The sequence below is a fragment of the Halorubrum sp. 2020YC2 genome (assembly GCF_018623055.1).
Taxonomy (GTDB): domain Archaea; phylum Halobacteriota; class Halobacteria; order Halobacteriales; family Haloferacaceae; genus Halorubrum.
This window is the reverse complement of the sequence record NZ_CP076019.1, coordinates 2,585,495-2,597,632: the sequence shown is the minus strand read 5'-3', so window position 1 is coordinate 2,597,632 and position 12,138 is coordinate 2,585,495. Positions and strand designations below refer to the sequence as shown.

Genomic DNA, 12,138 nt, shown 5'->3' with positions numbered 1-12,138 from the left:
GGTTAAGTGCGCGGCCTCTCGTGGTACTCGCATGACCGGGGACGGCGGGGACATGCTCTCGTGGGACGAGTCGGTGTTCCGCGACGAGTCGGTGTTCGAGATCGACCACGTCCCCGAGACGTTCCGCCACCGCGAGAGCCAGCTTGAGAACCTCAAGTACGCGCTCCGCCCCGCGGTCCGCGGCTCCCGCCCGCTCAACACGATGGTCCGCGGCCCGCCCGGGACCGGCAAGACCACCGCCGTCCAGAAGCTGTTCGGGGAGCTGGGCGCCCGGACCGAGGTGCGGACGGTCCGGGTCAACTGTCAGGTCGACTCGACGCGCTACGCGGTGTTCTCCCGGCTGTTCGAGGGGATCTTCGAGTACGAACCCCCCTCCTCGGGCATCTCCTTCAAGAAGCTGTTCGGCCAGATCACCGACCGGCTCGTCGAGGAGGACGAAGTCTTGGTCGTCGCCTTAGACGACGTGAACTACCTCTTCTACGACAACGAGGCGTCCGACACCCTGTACTCGCTGCTCCGCGCCCACGAGGCGCACTCCGGTGCGAAGATCGGCGTCATCGTCGTCTCCTCCGACCTCGGACTCGACGTGATCGACGACCTCGACACCCGGGTCCAGTCCGTCTTCCGCCCGGAGGAGGTGTACTTCCCCGTCTACGACGCCACCGAGATATACGACATCCTCGCCGAGCGCGCCAAGCGCGGCTTCCACGAGGGCGTCATCGGTGACGCCGAACTGGAGCGCGTCGCGGACCTCACCGCCGAGAGCGGCGACCTCCGGGTCGGGATCGACCTCCTGCGCCGGGCGGGGCTGAACGCCGAGATGCGCGCCTCGAAGACCGTCTCCGAGGAGGACGTCGAGGACGCGTACGACAAGTCGAAACACGTCCACCTCTCGCGGTCGCTCCGCGGCCTCTCGGAGTCCGAGCGCGACCTCGTCCGCGTCCTCGCCGAACACGACGGCGAGCGCGCCGGCGCGGTGTACGACGCGTTCAACGACGAGACCGACCTCGGCTACACCCGCTACTCCGAGATCATCAACAAGCTCGACCAGCTCGGCGTGATCGACGCCGAGTACGCCGACGTCGACGGCCGCGGCCGCTCGCGCGAGCTCTCCTTAGCGTACGACGCCGAGGCGGTGTTGGACCGACTGGAGTGACGGCGACGCCGGCCGTGCGCGCCCTCACGCCCCCGCGCCGCTCCGCCTCGACTCCCCCGCCCTCCCCGACGCCTTTTCAACGCCCCCGGACGCAGTCGCTCGCATGAAGACGAGCGGCGGGAGCGACGCGATGAAGCGACGCGCCGGCGAGTCGGCGGCCGAGGCCGTCTCCGACGGCGACGTGGTCGGACTGGGGACCGGGTCGACGGCGGCGCACGCGATCCGGCGGCTCGGGGACCGGGCCGACGCCGGTCTCGATATTCGGGGGGTTTCCACCTCCTTCGCGAGCCGCGAACTCGCCGCCGACCGCGGGATCCCCCTGCTCGACCTCGACGAGGCGGTCGGCCCGGACGGCCCGGGGATCGACCTCGCCATCGACGGGGCGGATCAGGTGGCGACGGGCGTCGAGGGAGGCGACGCCCGCGAGGCCGGCGGCGCGCTGATAAAGGGCGGCGGCGCGGCCCACGCCCGCGAGAAGCTCGTCGACGCCGCGGCGGACCGGTTCCTCGTCGTCGCGGACCCCTCGAAGGAGTCGCCCCGGCTCGACCGGCCGATCCCGGTCGAGGCGCTCCCCGCGGGGCGGACCGCCGTCGCCGCGGCGGTCCGGGAGGCGGGCGGCGAGCCGACGCTGCGGCGCGCAGAGCGGAAGGACGGACCGGTCGTGACCGACAACGGGAACCTCGTCCTCGACTGCGCGTTCGGGGAGATAGCCGACCCCGCCGCCCTGTCGACGGCGCTGTCCGCGGTTCCGGGCGCCGTCGAACACGGGCTCTTCGTCGGGCTCGCTGACGAGGTCCACGTCGGGACGGAGTCGGGCGTTCGGGTGGACGAGGTCTGACCGGGCCGTCGCGGCGATCGGTCGACACGGCGTGGCGGGTCGATCGACGGCGCCGCCGCTCGGCGGTCGGCGTCCGAATAAAATGCGGTACGGAAACGAGTTCCGTCTTAGAGGTCGCGCGGCTGGACCGTCTTCCGGTCGTTGGCCTCGGCGCGGCGCGCGGCGTCTTCGAGCAGCTCGTCCACTTCGTCGTCCAGCGCGTCGTAGAAGTCCGAAGCGACGTTCTTGTCGTCCAGGGCTTCCTTGACGGCCGCTTTGACAATGAGGTCTGCCATGCGATCGGGCCTACCCGGTGGTGGTTAATAAGAGTTCCTGAATTCGCCCGCGAGGGGCGCCGTGAAGCCGGTTCGCGGGGGGCGGCGAACGCAAGTGGTTATAAATCTTGTGAGATTTTCGTCCCCGAGGCGACGCGACCCCGGTCCGAATCCGGTCGTCCCCCGGCTCGATCGGGCCGCGTGCGACGCGCGTGTCGCTCGCGGTCGCCGTTCCGCCGCCGCCGCCGCTTCCCGCGACGAGCGCGTGACGCGCGCCCGGGCGCCGGACGGCGGATCGACAGGTTCGACCGGGTCCGGCCCTCACGGCCGTTCATGCGAGAGACGTTAGCGGCGCTCGAAGCGGGCGAGATAGGCGTCGAGGAGGCGGAGTCGCGGCTCGCGGGCTACGCGACCACGGACGCGGGGCGGTTCGACGCCGCCCGCGAGCGGCGGCGCGGGATCCCGGAGGCGATCCTCGCGGAGGGGAAGACGCCCGCGGAGGTCGCCGCGCTGGCGACGACCGCGCTCGAAACCACCGGGCGGGCGCTGGTGACGCGCGCGGACGAGGCGACGGCGGCGGCGGTCGCGTCGGCGGCAGGCGACGGGGACGCGACGGTCGACCGCGACGACCGCACGGGGACCGTCGTCGCGCGCGCCGCCGACTTCGAGCCGCCGTCGCTCGACGCCGCGGTCGCGGTCGTGGCCGCCGGCACCGCGGACGCGCCCGTCGCCGGCGAGGCGGCGGTCGTCGCCCGCGAAATCGGGGCGGCGGTCGACCGGGTCGACGACGTCGGCGTCGCCAACCTCGACCGAATCTTAGACCAGGTCGACCGGGTCCGCGAGGCCGACGCCGTGATCGTCGCGGCGGGCCGCGAGGGCGCGCTCCCGACCGTCGTCGCCGGGCTCGTCGACGCGCCCGTGATCGCGCTCCCCGTCTCGACCGGGTACGGCGTCGGCGGCGAGGGCGTCGCGGCGCTTGAGGGCGCGCTCCAGTCGTGTTCGGTGCTCACGACGGTCAACGTCGACGCCGGGTTCGTCGCCGGCGCGCAGGCCGGGCTGATAGCCCGCGCGGTCGACGCGGCGCGGCCGGAGTGACCGGTCCGGACGGGCCCGACTGACCGCCCCGACCGCCGCGACCGGCGGCCCGGACCGACCCCGTCGAGCCCGCCGCGACCGGCGGGAGTCGGGATCCGTTTAACCGCGCGAATACCGGCAGTCCCCCGGGTCGAAAAAGGGTATTTGTTCGTCGAGTCCGTATGGTAGTTACCGACGCACGTCGGTATCTCATGCCACGCTGTGACCACTGCGGGTCGCACGTCTCGGACCGCTTCGCGCGCGTCTTCGCGGACGAGCGCGGCGACCTGAACGCGTGCCCGAAGTGCTCCGCGAACGCGGGCATCGCAGAGGTGTCCCGCGAGCGGACTCGAACCGGGGACTGACCGGCGAAACGCCGATCGGAGACCGAGCGCACGGAGAGCGGCCGCTCCGTCCCGCCCCCGACTCAGGCGCATCCGCACGCACTTCACCCTCGCGCTCGGACGACTCCCGTGGCCGACCACCACGTGTACGTGATCGAGTGCGCCGACGGCACCCTCTACACCGGGTACACGACCGACGTGGAGCGACGCGTCGCGGAACACGACGCCGGGGAGGGCGCGAAGTACACCCGCGGCCGGACCCCGGTCACCCTGCGTCACGTCGAGTCGTTCGACTCGAAGTCGGCGGCGATGTCGAGGGAGTACGCGATAAAGTCGCTGTCGCGCGCCGAGAAGGAGCGGTTGGTCGAAGACGACCCCGAGGACGGCGACGAAAGCTGAGCGCCTCGCTTTTCTCACTCCACGAGCCGTTCGATCTCGGTGACGAGGATGCCGGTCGCGCCGACCGACCGCAGTTCCGAGATGGTCTCGAACACGTCGCGCTCGTCGACGACGGCGTGGACCGCCACCATCCCGTTGCCGTCCGCGTCGGCCTCCACGTCCATCACGGTCGGGCCGCCCAGCCCGGGGATCACGTCTTTCACCTCGTCGAGCCGGTCCTTCGGCGCGTTCATCATCAGGTAGCGCCGGCCGTCCGCCGCGAGGACGGACTCGAAGGCGGTCACGACCTGCTCGACCTTCGCGTCGTCGACCACGTCCGGACGGGCGAACAGCCGCACCGAGGAGTCGAGCACGTCGTCGATCACCGCCAGCCGGTTCACCTTCAGCGTCGTCCCGGTCGAGGTGATGTCGACGATGGCGTCGGCCATGTCGACGTGGGGGGTCAGCTCCGTCGCGCCCGTCACGGTGACCACGTCGGCGTCGACGTCCACGCGGTCGAGGTACTCGCGGGTGACGTTCGGGAACTCGGTGGCGACCGTCTCCCCGGTCAGGTCCTCGACGGCCGAGACGTCGCCGTCCTCGGGCGCGGCGAGAACGAGCTTACAGGAGCCGTACCCCAAATCGAGCAGGTCGACGAGGTCGCCGTCGGCCGCCTCCCCCGCGGCGTCGACGACGCCGCCCGACTCGGCCGCCTGATCGAGGCCGGTGACCCCGAGGTCGGCCGCGCCGTCGCGGACGTACTCGGGGATGTCGGCCGCCCGCGCGAAAAGCACCGTCACGTCCTCGTCGACGGTGTCGGCGTACAGCTGTCGGTCGGCGGTCTCCTCGACGTGGAGCCCCGCGCGCTCTAACAGCGAGAGCGTCGGCTCGTGCAGGCGGCCCTTGTTGGGGACGGCGATGCGCATACGCGGAGCGTCGCGGGGACGGGGGGAAACGTTTTCGTCCGCCGAGCGGGGGTTGGCGCTCCCGGTCCCGGCACCGATTTACCGCTCCCCCACGACGCACCGAGTACGATGGACGAACGCGTACGCGAGCACGCCGCGGTGCTCGTCGACTGGAGCGCGCGGGTCGAGGCCGGGGACGACGTGGTCGTCAGCGTCGCGGAGGACGCCCACGAACTGGGCGTCGCGGTCGCCGAGGCGCTCGGCGAGCGCGGGGCGAACGTCACGACGCTGTACGGGTCCGACGAGGTCTCCCGGGCCTACCTGAAGGGCGTCGAGGCGAGGGTCGAGGGCGAGGGCGACGGCGGCGATGAGAACGACGACGCCGATGCCGCGGTCGAGACCGACGACTTCGATTCCGACCCCGCCGTCGACCGCGCGATGTTCGAAGCCGCCGACGCCTACCTCCGGATCGGCGGCGGGCGCAACACCACCGCGACCGCCGACGTCGACCGGCCGACGCGGCAGGCGTACGCGAAGGCCCGGCAGGGCGTCCGCGAGGCGCGGATGGACACCGACTGGGTGTCGACGGTCCACCCGACGCGGAGCCTCGCCCAGCAGGCCGGGATGGCCTACGAGGAGTATCAAGAGTTCATCTACGACGCCGTCCTCCGCGACTGGGAGTCGCTGGCCGACGAGATGGCGAAGATGAAAGACGTCCTGGACGCGGGCGAGACGGTCCGGATCGTCACCGAGCGCGACGGCGCCCCCGACACCGACGTTCAGATGTCGATCGCGGGTCGGACCGCGGTCAACTCCGCGGCCTCCGTCGCGTACGACTCGCACAACCTCCCGAGCGGCGAGGTGTTCACCGCCCCCTACGACACCGACGGCGAGGTCTTCTTCGACGTGCCGATGACCATCGACGCGACCCGCGTCCGGAACGTTCACCTCTCGTTCGAGGAGGGGGAAGTCGTCGACTTCTCCGCCGAGGCCGGCGAGGGGGCGCTCGCGGACATCCTCGACACCGACGCGGGCGCGCGGCGGCTGGGCGAACTCGGTATCGGGATGAACCGCGGCATCGACCGCTTCACCGACTCGATCCTCTTCGACGAGAAGATGGGCGACACCGTCCACCTCGCGGTCGGCCGCGCCTACGACGCCTGCCTGCCCGACGGCGAGTCCGGTAACGACAGCGCGGTCCACGTCGACATGATATCGGACGTGAGCGCGGACTCCCGGATGGAAGTCGACGGCGAGGTCGTCCAGCGGAACGGGACGTTCCGGTGGGAAGAGGGGTTCGAGGAGTAAATCGGGAGGACGATAGCTTGGTGAGAGAAAGCGGGACTGTCGGCTCTGTTGGAATCCTTAAGATCTGGTAGAATCGGCGTGCGAGATACAGAGGGTGCGTGTAGCAGCTTCACCTCTCGGCTTTTCGGTCACTCCCAATGAGTCCTCCGTGCGAATGGACTCCTTACAAGAGCGGTGAACTCAACCCGACCGGCTCAATCACACTAAGAGGAACTCGGGCCTGACGAAGCCGATCACGAGAATACTCGCCAGTACAGCGATCGCTGTGAGTCGCAGGGCACCAGAAGCCAGTCGTCGAGATCTCGGCAAGGACTCGGCAATGCCGGAGAGGGCCATCCCGGCACCAATAAATATTGTAGTATAGTAAGACGTCGCACCTTTTAAAAGGACGTAGTACGCTTGCTGCCCGGCTATCAGAAGTGCGCCACAGAGAAAAACCAGTCCAAGCCCTCTGGAGGGCTCGCCGAACACGGTCTCATCGATAATGGAGGGCATCGAGCGTGTCGTCTCCGGCGACGTTGAAATACTGCGGGGTTTGCGTACCCGCCGCTGAGGCAAGTATCGCGTGATCGTGAAACGGTGCTGATGGCGCTGACCGACTCGCGCTCTGGATTCAGCACGGCTCCGAGAACAAGTTAGTCCGTCGCTCTACCGGTCTTCGGTCGAAACATCCGAGATAACAGCCCCTGTTTTGTTTCCAGCGGGTCGAATTCAAGATAGGCGTACAGTTGCTTCCAAAGACCGATGGGGCGAATAGTCCGATTCGCCACGTCGTGCTCTAACACTCCCGCCTCCACGAATTTCGGGATATGTATTTGATGTAGGGATACGTATATCGCCTTTCGTTTGGCCGCATTAACATCCCTGCCGTGCTCTCTATGGGCAACTTCCGCCACCATATCGGCGACGGTCGCCTCACCACCCGACTGTGTGAGGATACGGAGCATCTCTCGCCTGCGCCGTGCCGAGAGCAACGTGAATACGGTCTCTTCTGACAATTCCGTCCTATCAACATCTCGCTTCTTTTCGTAAGTCGGCACAGAATCCCCTAACAGGGAACTAATCTCAGGTGTCATTACCGTTGTTCTACTATAGTACCACTTTAGATACCATCTGATAGCAAAACGAGGTCCACGGTCATCACACGTCCCAATCAGAGAGTGACTCGATTTCTGAACCGATTACCAGCTTCTAACAAGTACAGCCTCTGTATCTCGCACAGAGGTTCTACCAGTCCCCGAGGATTTCAAGGGAGCCGACACCGTCGGAAACGGGCGGATCGCGGTTAGGCGGTCGCCGCCTCGATGGCGTCCTCAAGGTCGGCGACGATGTCCGCGGGGTCCTCGATGCCGACCGACAGGCGCACCATGTCGTCGGTGACGCCCGCGGCCTCCTTCTCCGCGTCCGTCAGCTGCTGGTGGGTCGTCGACGCCGGGTGGATCACGAGCGTCTTCGCGTCGCCGACGTTGGCGACGAGCGAGGCGAGGTCCGCCTCCTCGACGGTCGCCCGCGCCGCCTCGTAGCCCGCCTCCAGCCCGAAGGTGAGCATCCCGCCGTAGCCGCCGTCTAAGTACTCGCTGGCCTCTTCGTGGGTCTCGTGGCTCTCCAGCCCGGGGTAGTTCACCCACGCGACCTCGTCGTGCTCGTCGAGGTACTCGGCCACGATCCCGGCGTTCTCGCAGTGGCGGTCCATCCGCAGCGGGAGCGACTCCGTCTGCTGGAGCGTGTTCCACGCGTCGAACGGTGACTGCTGGTCGCCCAAGTCGCGCAGGCCGCGGGTGACCGCCGCGAAGGTGAACGCCGCGTCCCCGAACCGCTCCGCGAAGTTGATCCCGTGGTACGCGGGGTTGTCCCGGGCGATCTCGGGGTACTTCTCGGCGTGCTCGGCCCACGGGAACGACCCGCCGTCGACGACGACGCCGCCGACCGTGGTGCCGTTGCCGGTGAGCCACTTCGTCGTCGACTCCCAGATCAGGTCGGCGCCGTGTTCGAGCGGGCGGCAGAGGGCCGGCGTCGCGAACGTGTTGTCGACGAACAGCGGGGCGCCGTGCTCGTGGGCGATGTCGGCGATCCGCTGGATGTCGGGCGTGACTAAGGCGGGGTTACCGATGGTCTCGAGGTGGACGTAGGCGGTGTCCTCGTCGATGGCCTCGGCGTACCCCTCGTAGTCGAGCGGGTCGACGAACCGCGTCGAGACGCCGCGGCGCTCGACGGAGTGGGTGAGGTAGGTGTAGGTGCCGCCGTACAGCGCCGACGAGGTGACGATGTTGTCGCCCGCGGAGGCGAGCAGGAACGTCGTCACGTCGAGCGCGGCCATGCCCGAGGCGGTCGCGACCGCGCCGACGCCGCCCTCCAGCGAGGCGATCCGCTCTTCGAGGGCGGCGTTGGTCGGGTTCATCAGCCGGGAGTAGACGTTCCCGGGCTCCTCCAAGGCGAAGAGGTCCGCCGCGTGGTCGGCGTCGTCGAACTGGTACGCGGTCGTCTGGTAGATGGGCGTCGCGCGGGCGCCGGTCGTCGGGTCGGGGTCGGAGCCGGCGTGGACGCTTCGCGTGCTGAACTTTCGGCCGTCGTCGCCGTCGTCGGATGGCATAGGTCCGTATTCCCCCGCTGTGTAGTTAAAAACGACCGGCCTGTACCGGCGTTTCCGGTACCGCCGACATCGCCGAACCGGTTCGGGCGCGAGCCTCGGGGGCCGCCGTCGCGCCGCCGACAGGCGGATCCGCGGGCGCGACCCGGCCGAAAGCCGAACTCGTGCCAACCGTTAACAGCGTCGGGCCGTAACTTCCCTTATGGGAACACAAGGTCCGCGCGGCGAGCCCGCCGAGCTAGAGGATCTGCTGGGAGAGATCCCGGACGGGGTCTGGCAGTACCTCGCGCTCGGCGTCGCCCTCCTCGTCGGCGTCGCCCTCCTCGGGCAGAGCCTCGTCTTCGGCGTCGCGGCGCTCGCGGTGCTTCTGGCGGCCGTCACGATCGTCAGCGCCGTCGAGATCGTCGACGCCTACGACAAGGAGGCGCTCACCGTTTTCGGAGAGTACCGGGAGCTGCTCGAACCGGGCGTCCACCTCATCCCGCCGTTCGTCTCGCGGACGCACGCGTTCGACATGCGGACCCAGACGATCGACGTGCCGAGCCAGTCGGCCATCACCCGGGACAACTCCCCCGTGACCGCCGACGCGGTCGTCTACATCAAGGTGATGGACGCGAAGAAGGCGTATCTGGAGGTCGACGACTACAAGAACGCCGTCTCGAACCTCGCGCAGACCACCCTCCGCGCCGTCATCGGCGACATGGAACTCGACGACACGCTCTCGCAGCGGGAGCTGATCAACGACCGGATCAACGAGGAGCTAGACGAGCCGACCGACGAGTGGGGGATCCGCGTCGAGGCCGTCGAGGTCCGCGAGGTGAGCCCCTCGCAGGAGGTCCAGCGCGCGATGGAGCAACAGACCGGCGCCGAGCGCCGCCGCCGCGCGATGATCCTCGAAGCGCAGGGGGAACGCCGCTCCGCGGTCGAGCAGGCCGAGGGTGACAAGCAGTCCAACATCATCCGCGCGCAGGGGGAGAAACAGAGCCAGATCCTCGAAGCGCAGGGGGACGCCATCTCGACCGTCCTCCGCGCGCGCTCCGCCGAGTCGATGGGCGAGCGCGCCATCATCGAGCGTGGCATGGAGACCCTCGAAGAGATCGGGAAAGGCGAGTCCACCACCTTCGTCCTCCCGCAGGAGCTCACGAGTCTGGTGGGTCGCTACGGCAAGGCCCTCTCCGGCTCCGACGTCCAAGACATGGAGGGATTAGAGAGCAAGGAGTTCGACGAGGAGACGGAGAAGCTGCTCGGGTTAGAGGACATCGAGAGCGCTCTCGAACAGCTTGACACCGTGGCCGACAGCGATCTCCGGACCGACGAGACCCGGGACTCGGACACGGCCCGCGACGTCGACCTCGCCCGGCAGGAGGCGACCCGCGAGGCCGACCGCGACATCGAACTGGAGACGGAGAGCGAGCGGCCGGGGACGTAATCCCGACTCACGGCCGCCACACGTCGTCGACGGGGAAAACCGCCGCGACCGCGTCGCCGCTCGGGTCGCCGACGTTCTCGGATCCGAAGCCGTCGACCACGAGGCGGACCGGGACGTCGACCCGGAGTCGAAGGCGAGCGACCGGGACGACGGGCGAGCCGACTACGAGCGGCGGTCAGCTCTCACAGGCCTTACACTCGAGGATATCTCGACTGAACTTCTGTGCGGCGTTCACGCTGTGCTGATAGTAGAGGCTCTTGACCCCTTTCTTCCACGCTTCGATGTAGAGCTGATTGATCTCTTTGACGCTCACTTCGCTCGGATCGATCGAGACGTTCACGCTCTGCGCCTGGTCGATGTGCTTCTGTCTCTGTGCCGCCTGGTTGATGATCGCCATCTGCGGTATCTCTGCGAAGGTCTTGAACACCTCTTTCTCTTCGTCCGTCAGACACTCGAGATGTTGGACGCTCCCGTCTTTGTTCGCGATGCTGTCCCAGACTTCGCGGGTGTCTTTGCCCCGCTCCGCCAGTAGCGCCTGAAGGAATCTGTTCTTCTGCGTCGACTTCAGCTTCGCACCGTCTCGCACGAAGTAGTTCGATTTCAGCGGCTCGATGCTCGGACTGACCTGACCCAGAATGACGCTGCTCGATTTCGTCGGCGCCACGCTCATCGTCGTCGTGTTTCGTCTGCCGTACCCCTCGAGAACCTCCGGCTCCCCGAACTTATCGGCAAGCGCTTCGCTCGCCTCGTAACTCCGCTCTCTGATGGTTCGGAATATCTCTTCGTTCCTCTCCATCGCCTCCATGCTGTCGAAGGGGATCATGTTGCTCTGGAGGTAGCTGTGCCACCCGAGGACGCCGATCCCTATCGCCCTGTGCCGTTTCGCGAACCGCACGGCCCGCTCCATGAACCGGACTCCCTCCGTGCGCTGGATGAACTCCTCCATCACCGCGTCCAGGAACCGAGTCAGCGTCTCCACCGCATCGGTGTCCTTCCACTCGTCGTAGTGGAGAGCGTTCATGCTCGAGAGACAGCAGACGAAGCTCTCGTCCGCGGTGGCCGGCAGCGCTATCTCCGTACACAGGTTGGACGCGTTTATCTGGTACTCCTTGTCCTTGTACACCTGCGGCTTCCCCTCGTTCATGTTCCCCCGGAAAATGATATACGGAACGCCGATGTTGATCCGGGTCTCGATGATATCCGCCCATGTCTCTCGCTTCTCCTCGTCGCCGTCGATCATCGCCTGAAACCAGTCGTCACCGACGATGACGCCGTAGTAGATGTCCTGTACCGGGTCTCCCTCGGTTTTGATGTTGAGCCATTCTTCCAAGTCGTCGTGTTCGACGTCGATGTAGCCGGCGAACTGCCCCCGCCGGGTTTCGCCCTGACTGATGACGTTGATGATCGTGTCGAACAGCTCTGTGAAGCTGTAACTCCCGTTGCTCTTGCCGTTGTCCGTTATCGGACTGCCCCGCGGCCGCAGCTCACCGAAGTACCCGCTCGTGCCTCCGCCCTGCTTGGTCATCTCACCCACCTCCGCTTGGGTGTAGAGAATACTCTCGATGGTATCCTCCATGTAGCTGCCGAAGCAACTGATAGGGAGGCCTCTGTCCAGTCCGAAGTTGGACCATATCGGGCTGGCGAGGCTGTAGAAGCCGCGGCTCATGTACTCGTAGAACTTGTCCGCGAACCCCTCCTCACCCAGGATCTCTTCGGCGCGCTCCGCTATCTGTCTGACCCTCTCTTCCGCTTCGACGCCCTCAAGCAGGTACCCCTCTCTGAGAAACTCTCTGCTGTCCTCGTTCAGCCAGTAGAACGGTTCTGTATGTTGTTCCGCAACGCTGTCGAGTTCTGTTTGTGCCATT

The 12,138-nt window shown here is 67.3% G+C and carries 13 protein-coding genes; 7 read left to right on the top strand and 6 right to left on the bottom strand.

The window, feature by feature from the left end:
• The first annotated feature begins 31 nt into the window (after window positions 1-31).
• Complete coding sequence (locus KI388_RS13020) at window positions 32-1,156, top strand: ORC1-type DNA replication protein (RefSeq protein WP_215087023.1); 1,125 nt, start codon at window positions 32-34, stop codon at window positions 1,154-1,156.
• 103 nt (window positions 1,157-1,259) lie between these two features.
• Window positions 1,260-1,994 carry a ribose-5-phosphate isomerase RpiA gene (gene rpiA, locus KI388_RS13015; RefSeq protein ID WP_215087022.1) on the top strand — a complete coding sequence of 245 codons (735 nt, stop codon included), beginning with the start codon at window positions 1,260-1,262 and terminating at the stop codon, window positions 1,992-1,994.
• Window positions 1,995-2,101: 107 nt separating this feature from the next.
• Here the strand turns inward: rpiA and KI388_RS13010 are convergent, their stop codons facing one another.
• Window positions 2,102-2,269, bottom strand: coding sequence for a DUF1931 family protein (locus tag KI388_RS13010; protein ID WP_004047560.1), 168 nt, complete (start codon window positions 2,267-2,269; stop codon window positions 2,102-2,104).
• Between the two features lie 312 nt (window positions 2,270-2,581).
• Here KI388_RS13010 and larB point away from each other — a divergent pair, with 312 nt between their 5' ends.
• The 3 genes from larB to KI388_RS12995 all read left to right on the top strand — a co-directional run bounded on the left by larB (window position 2,582) and on the right by KI388_RS12995 (window position 4,065).
• Window positions 2,582-3,343 carry a nickel pincer cofactor biosynthesis protein LarB gene (gene larB, locus KI388_RS13005; RefSeq protein WP_215087021.1) on the top strand — a complete coding sequence of 254 codons (762 nt, stop codon included), beginning with the start codon at window positions 2,582-2,584 and terminating at the stop codon, window positions 3,341-3,343.
• 191 nt (window positions 3,344-3,534) lie between these two features.
• The gene (locus tag KI388_RS13000; RefSeq protein WP_008440770.1) at window positions 3,535-3,687 is read left to right on the top strand and encodes a hypothetical protein; all 153 of its coding nucleotides are present in this window, start codon (window positions 3,535-3,537) and stop codon (window positions 3,685-3,687) included.
• A 108-nt stretch (window positions 3,688-3,795) separates the two neighbouring features.
• Window positions 3,796-4,065 (top strand): GIY-YIG nuclease family protein, encoded by a 270-nt coding sequence (locus KI388_RS12995; RefSeq protein WP_215087020.1) that lies wholly within the window; start codon window positions 3,796-3,798, stop codon window positions 4,063-4,065.
• 14 nt (window positions 4,066-4,079) lie between these two features.
• Here KI388_RS12995 and hisG read toward each other — a convergent pair whose 3' ends face one another.
• Window positions 4,080-4,970: an ATP phosphoribosyltransferase gene (gene hisG, locus KI388_RS12990; protein WP_215087019.1), complete on the bottom strand. Its 891-nt coding sequence runs from the start codon at window positions 4,968-4,970 to the stop codon at window positions 4,080-4,082.
• A 108-nt stretch (window positions 4,971-5,078) separates the two neighbouring features.
• Between hisG and KI388_RS12985 the strand changes: the two genes are divergently transcribed.
• Complete coding sequence (locus tag KI388_RS12985; protein ID WP_215087018.1) at window positions 5,079-6,257, top strand: aminopeptidase; 1,179 nt, start codon at window positions 5,079-5,081, stop codon at window positions 6,255-6,257.
• A 198-nt stretch (window positions 6,258-6,455) separates the two neighbouring features.
• On the opposite strand, the gene KI388_RS12980 is transcribed toward KI388_RS12985, so the two are convergent.
• From KI388_RS12980 to KI388_RS12970, 3 genes are all read right to left on the bottom strand, one after another.
• Entirely contained in the window at window positions 6,456-6,752 is a 297-nt protein-coding gene (locus tag KI388_RS12980) for a hypothetical protein (RefSeq protein WP_215087017.1), read from the bottom strand.
• 140 nt (window positions 6,753-6,892) lie between these two features.
• Window positions 6,893-7,333, bottom strand: coding sequence for a hypothetical protein (locus KI388_RS12975; protein WP_215087016.1), 441 nt, complete (start codon window positions 7,331-7,333; stop codon window positions 6,893-6,895).
• A 209-nt stretch (window positions 7,334-7,542) separates the two neighbouring features.
• A complete protein-coding gene (locus tag KI388_RS12970) occupies window positions 7,543-8,847 on the bottom strand; it encodes an O-acetylhomoserine aminocarboxypropyltransferase/cysteine synthase family protein (protein WP_215087015.1) in 1,305 nt (434 codons plus the stop codon).
• Between the two features lie 199 nt (window positions 8,848-9,046).
• Here KI388_RS12970 and KI388_RS12965 point away from each other — a divergent pair, with 199 nt between their 5' ends.
• Window positions 9,047-10,273: an SPFH domain-containing protein gene (locus tag KI388_RS12965; protein WP_215087014.1), complete on the top strand. Its 1,227-nt coding sequence runs from the start codon at window positions 9,047-9,049 to the stop codon at window positions 10,271-10,273.
• A 175-nt stretch (window positions 10,274-10,448) separates the two neighbouring features.
• On the opposite strand, the gene KI388_RS12960 is transcribed toward KI388_RS12965, so the two are convergent.
• Window positions 10,449-12,137, bottom strand: a complete 1,689-nt coding sequence (locus KI388_RS12960) for a ribonucleoside-diphosphate reductase subunit alpha (RefSeq protein ID WP_215087013.1) — start codon at window positions 12,135-12,137, stop codon at window positions 10,449-10,451.
• Window position 12,138 lies beyond the last annotated feature (1 nt).